The sequence below is a fragment of the Halalkalicoccus sp. NIPERK01 genome, from assembly GCF_030287405.1.
Lineage (GTDB): Archaea > Halobacteriota > Halobacteria > Halobacteriales > Halalkalicoccaceae > Halalkalicoccus.
The window spans coordinates 104,393-122,360 of record NZ_JASVVV010000008.1 but is presented as its reverse complement, the minus strand read 5'-3'; the positions used below and the strand labels follow the sequence as shown (position 1 = coordinate 122,360).

At 68.9% G+C, this 17,968-nt stretch carries 18 protein-coding genes; 3 read left to right on the top strand and 15 right to left on the bottom strand.

Translation table 11 applies throughout. The features are described from left to right. Positions 1-23: 23 nt before the first annotated feature. The 10 genes from QRT08_RS17420 to coaBC all read right to left on the bottom strand — a co-directional run bounded on the left by QRT08_RS17420 (position 24) and on the right by coaBC (position 9,543). Positions 24-1,856, bottom strand: a complete 1,833-nt coding sequence (locus tag QRT08_RS17420; protein WP_286047255.1) for a Na(+)/H(+) antiporter subunit D — start codon at positions 1,854-1,856, stop codon at positions 24-26. Continuing rightward, positions 1,853-3,643: a proton-conducting transporter transmembrane domain-containing protein gene (locus tag QRT08_RS17415; protein ID WP_286047254.1), complete on the bottom strand. Its 1,791-nt coding sequence runs from the start codon at positions 3,641-3,643 to the stop codon at positions 1,853-1,855. The genes QRT08_RS17420 and QRT08_RS17415 overlap by 4 nt, the downstream gene beginning before the upstream one ends. Further along, positions 3,636-5,162: a monovalent cation/H+ antiporter subunit D family protein gene (locus QRT08_RS17410; RefSeq protein WP_286047253.1), complete on the bottom strand. Its 1,527-nt coding sequence runs from the start codon at positions 5,160-5,162 to the stop codon at positions 3,636-3,638. Before QRT08_RS17410 ends, QRT08_RS17415 begins: the two co-directional genes overlap by 8 nt. Beyond that, the gene (locus tag QRT08_RS17405) at positions 5,155-5,526 is read right to left on the bottom strand and encodes a cation:proton antiporter subunit C (RefSeq protein WP_286047252.1); all 372 of its coding nucleotides are present in this window, start codon (positions 5,524-5,526) and stop codon (positions 5,155-5,157) included. Before QRT08_RS17405 ends, QRT08_RS17410 begins: the two co-directional genes overlap by 8 nt. Then, the gene (locus QRT08_RS17400; RefSeq protein WP_483299977.1) at positions 5,526-5,993 is read right to left on the bottom strand and encodes an MnhB domain-containing protein; all 468 of its coding nucleotides are present in this window, start codon (positions 5,991-5,993) and stop codon (positions 5,526-5,528) included. Before QRT08_RS17400 ends, QRT08_RS17405 begins: the two co-directional genes overlap by 1 nt. Positions 5,994-6,087: 94 nt before the next feature. After that, complete coding sequence (locus QRT08_RS17395; RefSeq protein WP_286047250.1) at positions 6,088-6,630, bottom strand: DUF4040 domain-containing protein; 543 nt, start codon at positions 6,628-6,630, stop codon at positions 6,088-6,090. Then, the gene (gene mnhG, locus QRT08_RS17390; protein WP_286047249.1) at positions 6,627-6,941 is read right to left on the bottom strand and encodes a monovalent cation/H(+) antiporter subunit G; all 315 of its coding nucleotides are present in this window, start codon (positions 6,939-6,941) and stop codon (positions 6,627-6,629) included. Before mnhG ends, QRT08_RS17395 begins: the two co-directional genes overlap by 4 nt. Then, positions 6,938-7,213: a cation:proton antiporter gene (locus QRT08_RS17385; protein ID WP_286047248.1), complete on the bottom strand. Its 276-nt coding sequence runs from the start codon at positions 7,211-7,213 to the stop codon at positions 6,938-6,940. The genes mnhG and QRT08_RS17385 overlap by 4 nt, the downstream gene beginning before the upstream one ends. Next, positions 7,210-8,241, bottom strand: coding sequence for a monovalent cation/H+ antiporter subunit E (locus QRT08_RS17380; protein WP_286047247.1), 1,032 nt, complete (start codon positions 8,239-8,241; stop codon positions 7,210-7,212). Before QRT08_RS17380 ends, QRT08_RS17385 begins: the two co-directional genes overlap by 4 nt. 90 nt (positions 8,242-8,331) lie before the next feature. Continuing rightward, complete coding sequence (coaBC, locus tag QRT08_RS17375; protein ID WP_286047246.1) at positions 8,332-9,543, bottom strand: bifunctional phosphopantothenoylcysteine decarboxylase/phosphopantothenate--cysteine ligase CoaBC; 1,212 nt, start codon at positions 9,541-9,543, stop codon at positions 8,332-8,334. Between the two features lie 133 nt (positions 9,544-9,676). On the opposite strand from coaBC, the gene QRT08_RS17370 reads away from it, so the two are divergent. Further along, positions 9,677-10,858, top strand: coding sequence for a thermonuclease family protein (locus tag QRT08_RS17370; RefSeq protein WP_286047245.1), 1,182 nt, complete (start codon positions 9,677-9,679; stop codon positions 10,856-10,858). Between the two features lie 9 nt (positions 10,859-10,867). Here the strand turns inward: QRT08_RS17370 and QRT08_RS17365 are convergent, their stop codons facing one another. Both QRT08_RS17365 and QRT08_RS17360 read right to left on the bottom strand, forming a co-directional pair. After that, the gene (locus tag QRT08_RS17365) at positions 10,868-11,620 is read right to left on the bottom strand and encodes an NAD(P)/FAD-dependent oxidoreductase (protein ID WP_286047244.1); all 753 of its coding nucleotides are present in this window, start codon (positions 11,618-11,620) and stop codon (positions 10,868-10,870) included. Between the two features lie 72 nt (positions 11,621-11,692). Next, positions 11,693-12,346: a hypothetical protein gene (locus QRT08_RS17360; protein WP_286047243.1), complete on the bottom strand. Its 654-nt coding sequence runs from the start codon at positions 12,344-12,346 to the stop codon at positions 11,693-11,695. A 108-nt stretch (positions 12,347-12,454) separates the two neighbouring features. Here QRT08_RS17360 and QRT08_RS17355 point away from each other — a divergent pair, with 108 nt between their 5' ends. Together QRT08_RS17355 and trkA are read left to right on the top strand one after the other, a co-directional pair. Continuing rightward, positions 12,455-12,985 (top strand): SRPBCC family protein, encoded by a 531-nt coding sequence (locus QRT08_RS17355; RefSeq protein ID WP_286047242.1) that lies wholly within the window; start codon positions 12,455-12,457, stop codon positions 12,983-12,985. A 171-nt stretch (positions 12,986-13,156) separates the two neighbouring features. After that, positions 13,157-14,494, top strand: a complete 1,338-nt coding sequence (gene trkA / locus QRT08_RS17350; RefSeq protein WP_286047241.1) for a Trk system potassium transporter TrkA — start codon at positions 13,157-13,159, stop codon at positions 14,492-14,494. On the opposite strand, the gene QRT08_RS17345 is transcribed toward trkA, so the two are convergent. From QRT08_RS17345 to QRT08_RS17335, 3 genes are all read right to left on the bottom strand, one after another. Next, positions 14,489-15,985 carry a TrkH family potassium uptake protein gene (locus tag QRT08_RS17345; protein WP_286047240.1) on the bottom strand — a complete coding sequence of 499 codons (1,497 nt, stop codon included), beginning with the start codon at positions 15,983-15,985 and terminating at the stop codon, positions 14,489-14,491. The genes trkA and QRT08_RS17345 overlap by 6 nt on opposite strands. 79 nt (positions 15,986-16,064) lie before the next feature. Continuing rightward, entirely contained in the window at positions 16,065-16,856 is a 792-nt protein-coding gene (locus tag QRT08_RS17340) for a halocyanin domain-containing protein (RefSeq protein ID WP_286047239.1), read from the bottom strand. 51 nt (positions 16,857-16,907) lie between these two features. Continuing rightward, entirely contained in the window at positions 16,908-17,966 is a 1,059-nt protein-coding gene (locus QRT08_RS17335) for a M42 family metallopeptidase (RefSeq protein WP_286047238.1), read from the bottom strand. Positions 17,967-17,968 lie beyond the last annotated feature (2 nt).

Below are 17,968 nucleotides of genomic sequence, written 5' to 3'. Positions count from 1 at the left end.
GGAAACCCGAGAACAAAGAGGCTCTAGAGGAAGACCAGCACGAACAGCACGACCGTGAGCGCCAGCACGATCAGCATGATCGTCCCGCCGATGGTCGTTCGCAGGTAGAGCCGCGAGGGTTCGACGCCCTCGCCGCCGTCGAATCGGCGGTCCGAGGACGCCCTCGAACCCCCGTTGGCGGGGCTTCGTTCGCCGACGAGCCACGCCGGGAGCCGCCGGGTGACGCGCCCGACCGCCAGCACGGGGTTGTTGCCGACCCAGTAGCACCCGCGGACGAACGCCACCCCTACTCGATCGACCGCGGCGAACGCCCCCGTGATCGCGAGCACGCTCACCCGGCCGGTGTAGAAGACCAGCGGGTTGAGGACCCGGTCGACGTCGGGGACGTGTCCGAGCGCCGAGAGGGGTTTTCTGATGATCGCGAAGCCGACCACCGAGACGGCCACCAGCAACGCGGAGTCGGTCAGGTGGCCCGGACTGTAGGGGTGCAGATCGAGCCCCGACGAGAACGGCAGGATGTCGACGAACGCCGGCCAGAAGACCCCGACCCCGAGACAGACGAGACCGACCGAGAGCATCCCCACCGTCTGGCCGGGTTTGGCGTCCCTCACGTCGGTCGTCGCCGGCCCGTGGAGGAAGGCGTAGTAGCCCAGTTTGATGAACGACAGCAGGGTGCCGACCGCCCCGGCCATGAGCAGCCAGTACAGCGCCTCGTACTCGGGCGCGCCGTAGTAGTGCGGATCGGCGGCGTCGAGGATCATCCCCTTGCTGATGAACCCGTTGAAGCCCGGGATCGCCGTGATCGAGAGCGCCCCGAACAGGTAGCCGAGCGCCGTCAGTGGCATCTCGCGCCACAGCCCGCCCAGTTCGTAGAGGTCCTCCTCTCCCGTTCGATAGATGATGACGCCGACGGCCATGAACAGCAGCGCCTTGAACAGGACGTTGTTGAACAGGTGGGCCATCGCGCCGGCGATCCCGATGGCGCTGCCGATCCCGATTCCCGCGACGATGTAGCCCAGCTGGGCCTGGATGTGGTAGGACAGCAGCGCGCGCATGTCGTGTTGGAGCAGCGCGAAGGTCGCGCCGTAGACTGCCATCAGCCCGCCCATGTAGGCGATGTAGAGGTGGCCGTCGGGGAACGCCTGATAGAGGACGTACGCCGAACTCTTCGTGGTGAACACCGAGAGGAACACCGAGGCGGCGATGTGGGGGCGCTTGTAGGTGTCGGGCAGCCAGGTGTGCAGCCCGATGAAGGCACAGTTGATGCCGATCCCGAGAACCGCGAGCAACGCGGGCGCGCCGGGGGCGATGCCACCCTCGAGCGCGAGACTGCCCGTCTCGACGTAGTGCCAGGCGACCGCCCAGATCAACAGCACGCCCCCGGTGCCGTGTGCGATGGCGTACCGGAAGCCCGCCCGGACGGCGTCGCCGCCGTAGGCCCAGACGACGACCGTACTCGTGACGGCCATCAGCTCCCAGAAAAAGAGGAGGGTGAGCCAGTCGCCCGCGAAGATCACGCCCGCCACCGAGGCGATGTACGAGAGGACGAACGCCAGCGTCGTCCGCGGGAGGTCGCTCGAGGCGGCGTACGCCACCGCGGCGGTCCCCAGGAAGCCGAAGCCCAGTCCCAGCAGCCGGGAGAAGTCGTCGGCGACGAACAGCTGGGCGTCGAAGCCCAAAAAGAGCACCGAGAGGTACTCCCCGGGCGGCGTGAGCAGCGAGACGGCGAACAGGTAGATCGTCGCGAGCGCGCCGACGGCGTAGCCCGCCGTACGGGGGACGACCGCCACGACGAGGGCCGCCAGAACGATCGGAACCACGGGCGGGACGCTCGTGAGCAGGTCGACGGGGCTCATGGCACCACCACCCCGGTGACCTCCTCGACGATGTAGCCGGCCAGTTCGAAGAACACCGCGTACCCCGGAACGACCCCGAGGACGACCGCGCCGGTCGCGATGACGGCGATGGGGGCCAGCATCAGCCAGGTGCTTTCCGTCCAGGGCGTCCGGCGCTCCCAGCCCTCGGCGGGCGGCCCGCCGCCGTGGTCCGTGTGGTCGTCGTGCTCGTCGTGCTCGTCGGGTTCGTGGTCCTCCGCCGCGTGATCACTCGGGAACCGATCGACAGCGTAGCCGTTTTCGTGTTCGGGGTCCTCGATCCGCTCACCCCCGTCGGTCAACCGCCCCACCGTGACGCCGTAGGACTCGGGTTTCCCGCCCATCGGGAACTCGAGGAGGGGCTTGGCGTCGTGGCGGTTCTCGCTCTCGAAGTAGGCGGTGTAGACGATCGGCCAGAAGTACGCGATGTTCAGGAGGCCGCTCAGGATCAGCGAGCCCGAGAATATCGTCCCCATCAGCGGGCTCATCGTCGCGCCCTCGGCGCCGATCACGCCGATGCCCCCGGCGCCGAGCCCCCCGATCAGCATGTAGTACTTGCTGACGAAGCCCGCGATCAGCGGGATGCCGGCCATCCCGGCCGCGCCCACGGTGAAGGCGGCCATCGTGAACGGCATCCGCTTGCCGATGCCGGCCATCTCGCTGATGTAGTCGGTGTGGGTCTCGACGTGGATCGCCCCCGCGCAGAAGAAGAGGGTGAGCTTCCCGAACGCGTGGGCCGGGATGTGAAACAGCCCGCCGAGGATCGCGTACGGGTGGAGCATCGAGAGCCCCAGCACGATGTACGAGAGCTGTGCGGTCGTCGAGTAGGCGAGCCGGCGTTTCAAGTGATCTTTTCGCAGCGCGATGATCGAGGCCGCCGTGAGCGTGAACGCGGCGACGATCGCAAGCGGGATGTGGACCCCGAGGTCCGCGACGACGTCGGGCCCGTAGACGTCGAGGATCACGCGCGCGATGCCGAACGCGCCGCTTTTGACGACCGCCACCGCGTGCAACAGCCCCGAGACGGGCGTCGGCGCGACCATCGCGTCGGCGAGCCACGAGTGGATCGGCATGAGCGCCGCCTTCACGCCGAAGCCGGCGACCAGCAGGCCGAACGCGAGGCGGGCGAACCACGGGTCCGCGCTCGCGGCTTCGGCCAGTGCGGGGATGCCGCCCGCCGCGAAGTCGACGGTGCCGGCCATCTGAAAGACCAGCACCGTGCCCGCGAGCACGAACACGCCGCCGCCGAAGAAGGTGTACGCGAGGTACTTCCGGCCGGCGATGCGGGCCTCCGCGTCCTCGTCGTGCGCGACCAGCGGGTAGGTCGCGATCGACAGCAGTTCGTAGAAGACGAAGATCGTCACGAGGTTTTGCGCGAAGGCGATGCCGAGCGCGGTCGAGAGGCTCATCGCGAACGCGGCGAAGAACCTCGTTTGATTGGGCTCGTCGAGCCCGCGCATGTAGCCCGTCGCGTAGAAGGCGGTGAAGATCCAGAGGAACGACGCGAGCAGGGCGAAGAACATTCCCAAGGGATCTGCTCTGAGCGCGAACTCGACGCCGGGGACGAACGTCCCGAGGCTCCAGACGTAGATCCGCCCGTCCATCACGCCGGGAAGCATGCTGGCGACGATCCCGAACTTCGCCAGCGCGGCGATCACCGACCAGCCATCTCGGACGTTGGGGTAGCGATACGACGCGACGATCGCCCCCGCCGCGAGAAACGAGACGAGGACGGCCGCGAGCGGTCTGATGCTAGCTACGTCAACCATTGAGAACCACCTCTACGAACGGACCGAGCATCGACTGGAAGACGCCCCCGGCGAAGCCGAGCGCGACGGCCAGCAGCGCCGCGAGCACCGCCACGCCGAGCATCCCCGCGGAGACCGCGTTCGGGGCCGGATCGGCCGTGTCGTCCCCGCCCCCGTCGGTCGCGAGCGGGCTCTCGGGCGTGTACGCGCCCCGCGCGGGCGAGGGCGTGAAGTACATCTTCTCCAACAGGCGTGCGACGTACGCGAGCGTCAGCATCGTGCTCAGGAAGACCACGCCCGCGACGGGCCAGATCCCCGCCTCGACCGCGCCGACGGCGATGAACCACTTTCCGACGAAGCCGATCGACGGCGGGACGCCGACCAGCGCGAGGCCGAGCACCGCGAACGTGCCCGCCGCGACCGGGGCGCGGTCGGCGAGGCCGGCGTACTCGTCGACGGTTCGGGCGCCCGTTTTGGCGGCGACGACGCCGAAGGCGAGAAACAGCCCGCCCTTCATGATCGCGTGACCCAGCAGGTGGACGATCGCGCCGATCAGCGCCGTCTCGTTCGCGAGCCCGTACGCCAGCACCACGAGGCCGAACTGCGAGACCGACGAGTACGCGAGCGTTCGCTTGATCTCCGTCTGGATCACCGCGAGGGTGGTCCCCGCGAGCACGCTGACCGAGCCGAACGCGACGACGATCTCGGTGACGTAGGGGGTCGCCACGAGGAACTCGACGGTGAACACGGTGTAGAGCAGCCGGAACAGCGCGTACGCCGAGACGGTCGAGACGAGCGCCGAGATCATCGGCGTCACGCCGTCGGGCGCGCGCTGGTAGGCGTCGGGCTGCCACGTATGGAGGGGAAAGAGCGCGACCTTGATCGCGAAGCCGACGAAGACGAACGCGAACGCCGCGAGGACCAGCGGGTTCGCGTACCCGCCCTCGGCGGCGGGGATCGCCGTCGCCAGATCGATCATGTTCAGGGTGCCCGTCGCGAGGAAGAGAAAGCCCACGCCGATCAGGTACAGCGAGGCCCCGACGGTCCCGATGATGAGGTACTTGAGCGCGGCGACGGCCGACTCTCCCGAGTTCCCCTTGGCGATCAGCGCGTACGTCGTCAGCCCCGTGATCTCGAGGAAGACGAACATGTTGAAGACGTCGCCCGTCAGCGAGAGGCCGAGCAGCCCGCCCACGAGCAGGAGGTAGGCGCTGTAGAAGCTGTTGCCCCGTGGGCCGCCCCGGCGGGTGTACGCGAGGACGCCGGCCGAAATTCCGGCCACGAGCACGACCACGAGCGCCGAGAGCCGGTCGGCGACGAGTTCGATCCCGATCGGGCGGGGGAAGCCGCCGAGCTGGTGGATCACCGTCCCGCCCGTGTAGACGCCGACGGCGAGCCACAGCGCCAGCGCGAACAGCGCCGTCGTCGTCAGCGCGCCGATCGACCAGCCCGCCCGGTCGTAGCGCACCCCGAGGAAGAGCGGCAGGGTCGCCGCGAGGATCGGGACGACGACCAGCAGGGCGGGGACGCCCTCAATCATCCGCACGCACCTCCCGGAGAACGTCCTCGCGGAGCGTGCCGTACTCGGTGTAGATCCGGATGATGAGCGCCAACCCGACGGCGGTGAGCGCGACCCCGACGACGATGGCGGTCAGCACGATCACGTGGGGCAGCGGGCTGACCAGCAGCCCGGTCGGGCCCGCGGGGTCCTTCGGCACCACCGGTGCGGAGCCACCCTCGACGTAGGCCGCGGCGACGAAAAACAGGAAGATCGCGGTCTGAAAGAGGTTGACCCCGATGACCTTCTTCACGAGGTTCTGACTCGCGATCACCATGTACAGCCCCACCGACAGCAGGACGATGAAGACGACGTAGGCGTATCGGGTGGCGAGCAGTTCGAGCATCACTCCTCGCCCCCCGTCTCGCCCCGTTGCTGGTCCGTCCCGACCCGCGAGCGCTCGGGTCGCGCGAGCGTCTCGGCGGTGAAGCCGGCGGCCGTGACGAAGAACAGCCCGATCACGGTCCCCGAGACGATCGCGGCGATCCCGAGGATCTCGACGCCCTCGATGCCGTAGCGAACCGGGTGGTGGATCGGCAGCAGGTCGTACTGGAGGAAGGCACCGCCGAGCGCCATCGACGCCAGCCCGATCGCCCCGAACGCGACGACGCCGCCGGCGATCAGCCCGACGACCGCGGCGTTGCTGAGCCACTCGCGGGTGGGTTCGATCCCGAACGCGAAGGCGATCATGAGGACCACCGTCCCGATGACCGCCCCGCCCTGAAAGCCCCCGCCGGGCGCGTCGGCCCCGTGGAACGTGATAAAGAGGCCGTAGGTCAGGACGAACGGCGTGACGACCTTCACCGTCGTCATGATCACCTGGCTCTCGACGTAGGAGTCGTCGCTACTCACGCGAGCCACCTCCGGTGGCGAGTGTGAGTAGGGAGCGGCTTCGCCGCGAGTGAACTCACGCGAACACCTCCCGGTCGAGGACCAACAGGACGGCGACGGCGGCCCCGAAGACGACGACCGCCTCGCCGAACGTATCGAACCCCCGGTAGGCGGCCAGCACCGCCGCGACGGAGTTCTGAACGCCGGTCTCGGCGTAGGTGTTCTCGAGGTAGTACTGGGTGACCTCGGGGTTCGCCCACACCGGCGCGCTCTCCGCACCGATCGCGGGCATCGCGGGCAGGACCGCCGCCCCGAGGACGAGCGCGAACGCCCCCATAACGACGGCGCCGGGGACGTGTACCGACTCGAACAGCGCGTCCGTCGGCGGGCGCACCGTCTTGGCGATCGTCAACAGGAGGAGGATCGTCGTCACGCCCGCGCCGATCGCCGCCTCGGTGAGCGCCACGTCGGGCGCGAGGAGGTAGGTGTAGACGAGCGCCATCCCCAGGCTGTAGGCGGCGAAGACGATGATCGACGAGAGCACGTCGCAGAACAGCGCCGTCGCCAGCGCCGTCGCCAGGACGAACGCCAGCAGCGTCGCCTCGATCGGCGTGATCATCGCTCCTCCTCCGTCCAGGGTTCGATCCCCGACTCGTAGGCCGCCCGTGCGATCGCGTGGGCCGCCGTCGGGTTGGTGATGAAGATGAAGATCAACAGCAGGACGGTGAAGACCGTCGCCGACTGCCAGCCCAACCCGAGCGCGACCGCCGCGAGCGCCAGTCCGGCCCCCAGCGTGTCCGTCTGGGAGGCGGTGTGGGCGCGCGCGTAGACGTCCGGCAGGCGCAACACGCCCATCGCCGAGACGAACGTGAAGAAGACGCCGCCGGCGACGAGGACGACGATCAGCCCCACCCGCAGGGTCTCGATCATATGATCCCCCCGCGCTCGACGGTGAACTTCGAGATGGCGATCGACATCAGGAAGTTGAGCAGCGCGTACACCAGCGCGATGTCGAGGAACCACGGCTCGTCGAGCCCGACCGCGAGCAGCGCGAGGATCACCACGGTGTTCGTCCCCAGGACGTTCACCGCGAGCACGCGGTCCTGCATCGTCGGGCCCTTGACGGCGCGATAGAGCATCGCGATCGCGAGAACGACGAACGCGACGGCCCCCCAGATGAAGACGTCCTCGACGAGGCTCACGAGTCGTTCCCCCCGATGATCTCGGTGTCGCCGCGCTCCTCGGGGCTGGGGATCCCGGCGGCGCTACGCCCGTAGAAGACGAAGCGAACCGCGCGTTCGAGCCCTCCGTCGAAGAGGTCCTCGCGGGCGTCCGTGATCAGGGTGTGGACCACGAGGTCCCGGTCGTCCGCCCGGACGGTCAGCGTCCCCGGCGTGAGCGTGATGCTGTTGGCGAGCGTCGTCAGCGGGAGGCCGCCGCGGACGGCCGACCGAACGCGGGTCAGCCGCGGCTGGATCGGCATCGACGGCCGCAGGATCACGAGCGAGACCGCCACGTTCGCCTTGACGATCTCGAACAGGAGGTACGGGACGTAGACGGCGAACCGGAGCGCGCGCCGGGGCGTCCGGCGGACCGACGGCGGACGCGAGAACGCCACGTGATCGAGGGTGAACGCGACGATCAGTCCCGTGGTCGCCCCCGTTACGAGGTCGAACCAGTAGGTCGGATCGCCCATGAGGAGATAGAAGCCAAAGGAGAGGGCGAACAGCGCGACGAACCGGCTCGCGCCGCCGGGCGTGACGAGCCGTCCACGGCGCGTCCTCGGCTCGACCGGGGCCTCCTCGTACGCGATGCCGTGTTCCCGGAGGCGGTGTTCGAGCGGGCGGAGCATCGGCGCGCTGGACCCGGGGCGGTACTCCGGGTCGATCAGCACGCGGTCGACGTCGTGCTCCCGGACGTACTCCGCGAGGCGGTCGGCGTAGTCCCGCGGGCTGAACAGGTACCGATCGGTCCCGACGACGGCCGTCTCGACGGGCACCCGCTCCTCCCCGAGGTCCTCGTCGGTCCAGGCGCGGACCCGATCCAGCAGCGACTCGGCCGCCTCGATCGACTCGCGGCCGCCCGGCGTCCGCTCGTCGTCGGTCACCGCGACGACGAAGTGGAGTTCGACGCTTCCCTCGGCCGTGCGCGCCGATTCGACGGCGTAGCCGACGGTCCGCCTGAGCGTCAGGGATCGCTCGACCGGCACGAGAACCCGCTCAGTCGCCACGAACGGCCCCTCCCTGTGGTGGACTGTCCCTACTCATAGCTGGGGTCCATGCTACCCGAATCAAACGGTAGGCCAAGGAAAACGATTTCGTTATTCCTCGTGTCGCGTGGCGGTTCCGCCGATCCGGTCGCCGAGTTCGGCCGCGACCGCCTCGCCGATCTCCGCCTTCGTCCCGACGCGTTCGGTGACCTCGCCGTCGACGAACAGGGTGCGCGTCTCCTCCGCGCCCATCACGCTCGCGTCGTTGGCGACGACGAAGCTCATGCCGACGCGCTCGGCGATCGCGCGTGCGGCCTCGACCATCGCATCGTCGTCGCCGCCCGTCTCGGTCTTGAACCCGACGATCGGGAGGTCCGGATTGGCCTCCCGGACGGCGTCGACCACCTTCGGGCTCGGGAGCAGGTCGAGCGAGACGTCCTCGCCCGAGCGGATCTTCTCCTCCTCGGGTTCGACGGTGTAGTCGCTGATCGCCGCGACCGAGACGTACGCGTCGGCGTCCGCGGCGGCCGCGAGTGCCGCCTCCGAGAGTTCGGCGCTGCTCTCGACGCTCACGAACTCGGCGTAGGTCGCCGGGTCCGCCTCCTCGCCCGCGGTCACCGGGTGGGGGCCGACGAGCGCGTGGATCAGCGTCACGTCCGCGCCGGCGACGTAGCAGGCCCGCGCGACCGCCCGCCCGGTCTTGCCCGACGAGCGGTTGGTCAACACGCGCACGGGGTCGACCGATTCGGCGGTCGCTCCGGCCGTCACGACGACGTGCTCGCCCGCGAGCGCCGAGGGCGTCGCCGCCCGCGCGGTCGCGAGCGCGATGGCGTCGGCGGCGGCGATCTTCGCCTTGCCCTCCTCGATGCGCGGTGAAACGAACTCGACGCCCCACCCCTCGACGCGCTCGATCGAATCGAGCACCCCTGGGTGGTCGTACATCGGTTCGTGCATCGCGGGGGCGATCACGACCGGCAGGTCCGCCCCGAGGGCGGTCGTCGCACAGGTCGTGACGGGCGTGTCGTCGATCGCGCCCGCGATCTTCCCCACCGTGTTCGCCGTCGCCGGCGCGATCAACAGCACGTCGGCCCACCCCTCCCAGCCACAGAGGTCGACGTGTTCGACTCGCCCCGTGATCTCCGTGACCACCTCCTCGTCGGTGGCGAACTCGACGCTCCAGGGGTGGACGATCCCCCGTGCGCTCTCGCTCATCACCCCTCTGACGTTCGCACCGCGCCGGCGCAGTTCGTGGGCGATCTCCACCGTCTTGACCGCGGCGATCGACCCCGTGATTCCGAGCGCGACGTTCACTCCCGAGAGCATCTATCCGCCCTTTTCGACCCGAGGGGTTAAACGTAGCCGGTCGCTCCGGGATCGCCGGCGGTCCAGCGCCCAAATAACCTAGCTAGATCGTACCAGTCCAAACACTCACATAACGGATCGACGAGGAACGTGCATGAGCGGACGTTCGCGTCGACTCTGTAGCATCGCCGTCCTCTGTCTCGTCGTCGTGCTCGCCGGCTGTGCCGGTGTCGGAACCGACGACCCCGGTCCCGGAGACGGCGAACCGGTCGAAAGCGGGGACGGCGACCCCGAAGGGACCGACGGCGGAGGCGGCGAGGACGGGGCTGACGACGGCGACGACGAGTCCGACCCCGAGGGGAGCGACGACTCGAACGGCACGGATCCGCCGGACGACTCCGGTTCGGCCGACTCGGACGAACCGGCCTCCGATACGTCCGACGAGGCGGACGACTCCAACGGGGACGACGGCGATAGCACCAGCGATGGAAACGACTCTGACGGGACGGAGTCGGACGCGCCCGAGGACGACGCGGGGAGCGACCCGTCGAGCGGGTCCGACTCCGACGACTCGACGGATGGGTCCTCGGACGCCGGATCGGAGGACGATGGGGACGGTCCATCGAGCGACTCGGACGATTCCGATGGCGACGGGACCGACGAGCCGGCGTCCACACGCGGGCCGGCCGACGGCACGGAGTGGATTGTCACGGTCGATCGGGTGATCGACGGCGACACGATGGAGGTCACGTTCCCGAACGGCGAGGTCGACACCATCAGGCTGCTCGGGGTCGACACCCCCGAGACATACGGTCAGAGCGATCCCGACGACTTCGAGGGGATTCCCGACACCACTGCTGGAGCGGACTGGCTCGCCGAGTGGGGCGACCGCGCGACGGCGTACGCCACCGATGAACTCGACGGGAAGGAGGTCCGCATCGCGGTCGACCCCGAGGCCGACCGGCGCGGATCGTTCGGTCGGCTGCTCGTCTACGTCTACACCGACGACGGGGACTCGTTCAACCGCGCGCTGATCGACGAGGGCCTCGCCCGGATGTACGACTCGCAGTTCTCCGAGCGCCCCGCCTTCAAGGGCGCCGAGGCCGACGCCCAGCGCGAAGGGGTCGGCCTGTGGGGCTTCGAGGGCTCGACGGACGACCCGCCCGCGGACGACGGGAGTGGGAACGAGAGTCCACCCGCCGGGACCGACGGCGACCTCGACTGTTCGGACTTCGAGACGCAGGCACAGGCCCAGGCCGTCTACGACGACGATCCGAGCGATCCACACCGGCTCGACGCTGACGGCGACGGCGTGGCCTGCGAGACGCTTCCCTGAGGACCGCGATCACTCTTCCACGAGGCTCGGATGCGGCGTCGGCTCGTCCCCGTGTGGCTCCGCGAACCACTCGCGCATGGCCTCGCGGCTCTCGGCCGCCCGGCGCTCGCGTTCCTCGGCGTCGATCTCCTCACAGCCCGGCGGGACCTCCCGACCCCGGTCGGTGAAATACCCCTCCGGAACGACCCAGTCGTTGTAGAAATGCAGGTCGGAATCGTGGATCAGCGTCAGGGCGACCTCCGCGCCGTGGCCCGCCGCGATCACCGCCTGGTGGTACCGGCGGGCGATCCGCCCGGCGGCATACAGACCCTCGACCGCGGTGCGGCCCTCGTCGTCGATACCGATGTACTGCTTGCTCCCCCGGCGATCGAGGTCCACGTCGAGCGATTCGAGGTAGCTCGAATCCGACCACGAGGCGGCGATCACCCGCGCTGCTCGATGCACGTCGCCCCCGGCGGTCGCGACCTCGAAGCCCTCCTCGTTCCCGTTGGCGTGCGTGACCTGCGTGACCTCCCCGTCTACGAACCCACAGCCCGCGCGTTCCGCCTGCGCGCGCGTCATGTCGACGAACAGCCGCGAGTCGACGCCCGCGGGGAACCCGGGGTAGTTCTCGAGGTGGGCATTACGCCGCAGGATCGACTCGCCCGCCGTGACGACCAGCGTCTCCAGTCCGGCGCGGGCGGTGAAGGTCCCCGCCGTGAGTCCGGCGACCCCACCGCCGACGATCAGTACGTCCGCATCCGCGTCCGTGTCCGGTTCCATGTCGAACGGGAGCAGGGACCCGGCCGTAAGGGTGTCTATCGCCGATGCCCAGACCGCCCCGGTCTGGAGGCGTCACTTCACCGGATATTCGAGGAAGAGATCGCCGAACGTGACGACCGGCCGGTCGGGAACGTGGAGGTCGCCGAACGCAATCGGCCGAGTGGGTGGGGCGAGCCCCCCGAGGTCCTCCCCGTCGAGGGTCGCCGAGGCGTCGGTACCGAGCGTCACCCGCACCGGTTCGTTCCGGTAGCGCCGCCCCGTGTCGGTCGTGCCGGCCACGCGAAGCCCGTTGGCGGGCAACAGCGTGTTCAGCGTCGCCGTGCCGACGGCGGCCCCGATCCGGCTCCGGGCGACCCGCTCGGGCGTCGCGTTCAGCATCGCGCTCAGGGCGCGCGCCCGCGGCGTTAGCTCGTGTGTGAGGTCGAACTCGAGGTCGGTGTCGCCGGCCACCGTAACCCGAATCGTCTCCTGATCGGGGAGCGCGACGTCGATCTCCGCCCCGCGCACCTCGTCGAACGCGTGGTACTCCTCGACCGTCGCGGCGGCCTCCTCGGGGTCGACGAACAGCGTCGTCCCGCCGTCGGGCGTGATCAGCCACACCTCGGTGTAGCTAGGTAGATCCGTCGGCGTCTCGGTGAAGCGAAGCAGCCAGACGCAGTGGCCCGACTCGAAACAGACGCCCGGCACCTGAATCCCGTGAAACGGCTCGAGTTCTCCCGTACTCATGTCGAGAACGTACGCCGTCCGAGGGCATAACTCCGTCAGCCGCCCGTATTCGGTCGCCGAGCCACCCCGTATCCAAACACTTAGGGCGCGGTCGTCGCAACCCACCCCGTGGACGAAGTCGAACTGAGCACGGTCGTCTACCTGCCGCCCGAGGAGGTCTACGAGTTCCTCATCGACTTTCCCCGGTACGCGAACTACTCGAAGTACCTCACGGAGGTCCGCCAGCACGGCGACGGCTCGCCCGGCACCGAGTACGACCTCCGACTCGAGTGGTGGAAGCTCTCGTACACCGCGCGTTCGGAGGTCACGGAGGTCGATCCCCCCACGCGGATCGACTGGCGACTGGTCAAGGACATCCACGCCCGCGGCCACTGGCGCGTCGAGGAGGTGCCCGAGGAGGCCCCCGAAGGCGAGGAGACCGCCTCGCGGGTCTACCTCCACATCGGGTTCGACCCCGACTCGGCCAGTTCGAGTGCGATCGACCTCCCGGCGTTCGTCTCGCTGGGCTGGGTGATCGAGAAGGTCAAGCCGAAGGTCGAGGAGGAGGCAGAACGCATCGTCGAGCGGATCGTCGCGGACCTCGAAGGCGAGCCACGCGAGGTCGACCTCGAGGTCCACCGGACGCCCGAGTCCGTCTGATACCGTCGGTCGTACCGCCGTGAATCACTTGGAGCCGCGAGAGGCGGGACTCGTGGCCGTGCCCGTCTAAGCGTGCCACTGCAGGCCAGACTCCCACGACCGACAGTATGAAGGGAAATACCCATACGCCCCGGTCGCAAACCGGCGAGCAATGACACCAGCGGTGGTTCCGTGCGCGTAATCATCATCGGTGCCGGCGAGGTCGGCTCCTCGATCGCGGCCGGACTCGCCGACTCCCACGAGGTCGTCGTCGTCGACATCGACGCCGACCGCGTCGAAGAGTTGACCTACTCGATCGACGTGTTGGCCATTCAGGGCGACGGCACCTCGATGCCGACGCTCGAGGAGGCGGGGATCGACCGGGCGGACATGCTCATCGCGAGCACCGACAACGACGAGACGAACATCGTCGCCTGCAACGCCGCGAAGATCGCGGGCGAGGTGTTCACCATCGCCCGGGTGAAGAAGCCCGACCTGCTCGACACGTGGAACCGATCGAACCGGGGCTTCGGCGTCGACTTCATGGTCTGTTCGGACCTGCTGTCGGCGCAGGCGATCGTCACCATCGTCGGCCTGCCCGCCGCGCGCGACGCCGACCCCTTCGCCGGCGGGACCGTCCAGATGGCCGAGTTCGAGATCCCCGAGAACAGTTCGATCGCGGGACAGACCGTCGCGGAGGCCGATCGGTTCGACTCGCTGACGTTCGTCGGCCTGCTCCGGGGCGAGACCGTCCAGATCGCCCGCGGGGAGACGGTCCTCGAGGCCGGCGACTACGTCGTCGTGATCGGCAGCCCCGAGAGCGTCCAGCGCTTCGGGGCCGAACTCTCGCCCGAGCAGACGCCGGGATCGACCGAGGAGATCGTCGTCATCGGCGGCAGCGAGATCGGGTTCCAGGTCGCCCGACTGCTCGAACAACAGGGGCTCTCGCCCCGACTCATCGAGGAGGACCACGACCGGGCGCGCGACCTCGCCGAGCGCCTTCCCAACACCGTGGTGATGGAGAGCGACGCGACGGACATGGAGTTCCTCTCGCGGGAACACATCGACGAGGCCGACGTCGTCGTGAGCGCGCTGCTCCACGACGAGGCGAACCTGCTCATCTCGCTGCTGGCGAAACAGCTCGGGGCCGCCCGTGCGGTGGCGGTCGTCGAACACGGCGATTACGTCGACATCTTCGAGTCCGTCGGCGTCGACGCGGCGATCAACCCGCGGGAGATCACCGCCGAGGAGATCACCCGATTCACCCACGAGGGCCGCGCCGAGAACATCTCGCTCATCCACAACGACCGGGCGGAGGTCATCGAGGTCGAGATCAACCGCGAGAGCGTGCTGGCGGGTCGCCCCCTGAAGGAGTCGATGGCCGACCTCCCGGAGGCGGTCGTCGTCGGCGCGGTCACCCGCGACGGGGAGTGTATCATCCCGCGGGGGGAGACGCGGATCGAGGTCGGCGATCACGTCATCGTCTTCGCGCGCACCGACGTGGTCGACGCCGTGGCCGCGGTGCTATGAGGTCCAGAAGGCCTTCGTGAGCAGGACGAGCACCGGGATCACTTCGATGCGGCCGATCCACATCAGGACGATCATCACCAGTTTGGTCGTCGTCGGGAACCCCTCGTAGGTGCCGAAGGGGCCGGCGATGCCGAAGGCGGGGCCGATGTTGAGGAACGTCGCCGCGGCCGCGCCCATCGCGTCGAACTCGCTCAGCGCGAGGCCCGCGCGGGCGCCGTCGACGACGATGAAGGTCGTCGCCGCCGAGAAGAGCAGGAGGTTCACGAGGGTGAACGCGTAGATGTCCCGGATCGCCTCCTCGTCGATCACCTCGCCGCTCAGTCGGACGGGGCGGATCGCCTCGGGGTGGATCGAGGTGAACAGGTCGCGGCGAAACCCCTTGAGGACGACCAGCCAGCGCAGCGTCTTGATCGAGCAGGTGGTCGACCCGGCCATCCCGCCGATGAACATACAGACGAACAGGACGTGTTTCGCGCCCGCCTCCCAGCCGTCGAAGTCGACGTTCGCGTAGCCCGTCGTCGTCATCATCGAGACGGTGTTGAACACGGCGTGGCGCACCGTCTCCTCGATGCCGCCCGCGTAGGTCTCGTCGAGGACGAGCAGGACGGTCGTGATCGCCCCCAACAGCGCGAGCAACGCGACGTAGAAGCGGAACTCCTCGCTATCGACGAGCCTTCGCCAGTCGCCCTGCAGGGCGAAGTAGATGAGCAGGAAGTTCGTCGCCCCGACGATCATGAACAGGGTGATGACCCACTGGACGGCCGGCGAGAAGGCCATGACACTGTCGGCCTCCGGCGAGAAGCCAGCCGTCGAGACGGTCGTCAGCGGGTGGGCGACCGCGTTGTACAGCCCCATGTTCGGGGCGAGACCGACCAGCGAGAGCGCGTAGAGGATCGCCACCAGCAGGAACGTCAGCCCGACGTAGAGTTCGCCGAGCAGGCGTGCGGTCTGGGCGATCCGCGGGGCGAGTTTGTTGACGTCCCGTGTCTGGGTTTCGGACTCCATGAGCTGTGCGCCACCGACGCCGATCTGCGAGAGGATCGCCGTCGCGAGGACGAGGATGCCGAGCCCCCCGAGCCACTGGCTGACCTGTCGCCACATCATGATCGAGCGGGCGTGGATCTCGAAGTCCAGCAGGACCGTCGCGCCGGTGGTCGTGACGCCGCTCATCGACTCGAACAGCGCGTCGACCGGGTGGGCGATCGATCCCGTCCCCGCGACGACGAACGGGATCGCCCCCGCGAGCGGGACGACGAACCACGTCACCGCGACCATGAGGAACGCCTCGCGCGGGCCGAGGCGCCCCTCTCTGCCCGTCTGAACGAGCGCCTCGCCCGCGAGCAGCGAGACCGCCATCGCCACGAGAAACGGGGAGAGCGCCTCGCCGTAGTAGACCGCGACCAGGAGCGGGAAGCCGAGGGGGACGGTGAGCCACCTGAGGACGACCCCGGTGAGGCGGGCGCTCACGCGCCAGTCGACGTTGATCCTCATCGGGTATCACGACCCGCGACCGGTCGTCGGTACACACCGTTACTGGCCGAACCGGCGGCTTAAGGGGTTCGCTTGTGGGCTATTCGACGCGGTCGCCCTCGTAGTCGCCGCCGTACTTCATGAACACGTAGGTGAGCCCGAGCGTCGAACCCAGCGCGACGGTGAGCGCGACGCCGACCGACTTCGCCGAGTCGGGCAACTGGACGCCGCTCGACTCCCCGCCGCCGCCGCTCTCGCTCTGGGCCTCGGTGGTCTCGATCTCCTCGCCGACCGCGACGCCGCCGTGCATGCCTTGGCCGGTGTGGGGTACACACTCGTACTCGTGGATACCCCCCTCCTCGAACGTGTGCTCGAAGGTGAAGCCGGCTTCCTCGGTGATCTCGCTCTCGAACTCCAGGTCGCCGGTCGAACTGACGTTGTGACCGCCGCCCTCGCCGGTCCACTCCCAGATCACCGTGGTACCGGCGTCGACCCAGACGCCCGCCGGGTCGAACGCGAGGCCGTCGCCCGCGCCGACCTGGATCGTGACCTCGCCCGAGCCACGCTGGTCGTCGGTGCCGTCGAAGCCGTTGGCGTCCTGAACGAAACTCGACCAGGCGGGTACCTGGTTGCCGCCACCGCCCCCTTCACCTTCTCCACCACCCTCGCCACCTTCGCCGCCCTCGCCGCCGCCACCGCCTTCTCCGCTTCCGCCACCGCCCTCGCCGCCTTCGCCGCCGCCTCCACCCTCACCGCCACCGCTGTCCCCGCCCTCTTCCTGTGCGCCCGCCGTGCCACTCGCCGCGACGGCCGCCGCCGTCCCGCCGATCACCGTCTCGCGCATGAACAGTCGCCGCGAGAGGTCCCGGTCCCGGTCTCGGTCCTCGGTCATACGCGGGGGTTGGGAACGCGCCGTACTGAATATGTTGGTTTCCGCCGTCCGTCAGAGCCGGTAGTCGCGCTCGCCCGTCTCGGCGTCGAGGAAGGCGCTCAGGAGGTCGATCGTCGCCGCGACGTCCTCGACGTGGGCGCTCTCGGTGACCGTATGGAGGTACCGGGTGGGGATCGAGATCGCGCCGACGGGCTTGGCTCCGGCCGACGTCTGGAATCCCGCGGTGTCGGTGCCCCCGGCGGGCAGGACCTCGAACTGGTGGCTGATCCCCTCGTTTTCGGCCACTTCTGCGAGCCGTCTGTGGACCTTCGGGCTGGTGATCACGCTCGAATCCTTCAGTTTGATCGCGGTCCCCTCGCCACAGCGGGTGACGTACTCGCGCTCCTCGAAGCCCGGCACGTCGTTCGCGACGGTGGTGTCCAGCGCGATCGCCAGATCCGGGTCCAGATCCACCCCGAGCGCGTGGGCTCCCCGGAGACCGACCTCCTCCTGGACGGTCGCGGCGAAGTGGACGGTCACCGCGGGGTCCGCGATCCGCCGGGCGGCCTCGATCAGCGCGAAGACGCTGACCCGGTTGTCGATCGCCTTTCCCGTGATATGGTCGCCGACGGTTTCCGTATCTTGATCCAGCGTCACGAGATCACCGGGGGAGACGCGCTTATCGACCGTCTCCGAACCGAGTCCGAGGTCGATGCGCACGTCCTCGGTCTTCGGGGTCTGCTCTCGTTCCTCCTCGTCGAGGGTGTGGGGCGGCGGCGAGCCGATCACCCCGGGCAGATCGCCCGACTGCGTGTGAACCGTCACTCGCTGGGCCTTCAGCACGCGGGGATCGAACCCGCCTAACGGATCGACCGCGAGAAAGCCCCGGTCGTCGACGTGCGTGACCATGAACCCGATCTCGTCCATGTGGGCCGCGACGACCACCGAATAGTCCGAATCGCCCTCGAGGGTGCCGATCACGTTGCCCATCGCGTCGGTGCGCAGTTCGTCGACCTCCCCCGAGAGTTCCTCGCGGACGATCTCGCGCACCCGGTCCTCGTAGCCGGGAACTCCGCGTGTTTCGGTCAGGCGCTTCAGCAGGTCGTACTCGAAGTCGGGGTCGACTGCCATAC

What these genes read in the sequence shown, in the direction of transcription:
- QRT08_RS17345 (WP_286047240.1), bottom strand. Translation starts at nt 15,985, where the DNA reads ATGAGGATCAACGTCGACTGGCGCGTGAGCGCCCGCCTCACCGGGGTC.
- QRT08_RS17415 (WP_286047254.1), bottom strand. Translation starts at nt 3,643, where the DNA reads ATGGTTGACGTAGCTAGCATCAGACCGCTCGCGGCCGTCCTCGTCTCG.
- QRT08_RS17410 (WP_286047253.1), bottom strand. Translation starts at nt 5,162, where the DNA reads ATGATTGAGGGCGTCCCCGCCCTGCTGGTCGTCGTCCCGATCCTCGCG.
- coaBC (WP_286047246.1), bottom strand. Translation starts at nt 9,543, where the DNA reads ATGCTCTCGGGAGTGAACGTCGCGCTCGGAATCACGGGGTCGATCGCC.
- QRT08_RS17360 (WP_286047243.1), bottom strand. Translation starts at nt 12,346, where the DNA reads ATGAGTACGGGAGAACTCGAGCCGTTTCACGGGATTCAGGTGCCGGGC.
- QRT08_RS17340 (WP_286047239.1), bottom strand. Translation starts at nt 16,856, where the DNA reads ATGACCGAGGACCGAGACCGGGACCGGGACCTCTCGCGGCGACTGTTC.
- QRT08_RS17420 (WP_286047255.1), bottom strand. Translation starts at nt 1,856, where the DNA reads ATGAGCCCCGTCGACCTGCTCACGAGCGTCCCGCCCGTGGTTCCGATC.
- QRT08_RS17395 (WP_286047250.1), bottom strand. Translation starts at nt 6,630, where the DNA reads ATGATCACGCCGATCGAGGCGACGCTGCTGGCGTTCGTCCTGGCGACG.
- mnhG (WP_286047249.1), bottom strand. Translation starts at nt 6,941, where the DNA reads ATGATCGAGACCCTGCGGGTGGGGCTGATCGTCGTCCTCGTCGCCGGC.
- QRT08_RS17405 (WP_286047252.1), bottom strand. Translation starts at nt 5,526, where the DNA reads ATGCTCGAACTGCTCGCCACCCGATACGCCTACGTCGTCTTCATCGTC.
- QRT08_RS17370 (WP_286047245.1), top strand. Translation starts at nt 9,677, where the DNA reads ATGAGCGGACGTTCGCGTCGACTCTGTAGCATCGCCGTCCTCTGTCTC.
- QRT08_RS17365 (WP_286047244.1), bottom strand. Translation starts at nt 11,620, where the DNA reads ATGGAACCGGACACGGACGCGGATGCGGACGTACTGATCGTCGGCGGT.
- QRT08_RS17335 (WP_286047238.1), bottom strand. Translation starts at nt 17,966, where the DNA reads ATGGCAGTCGACCCCGACTTCGAGTACGACCTGCTGAAGCGCCTGACC.
- QRT08_RS17400 (WP_483299977.1), bottom strand. Translation starts at nt 5,993, where the DNA reads ATGACGACGGTGAAGGTCGTCACGCCGTTCGTCCTGACCTACGGCCTC.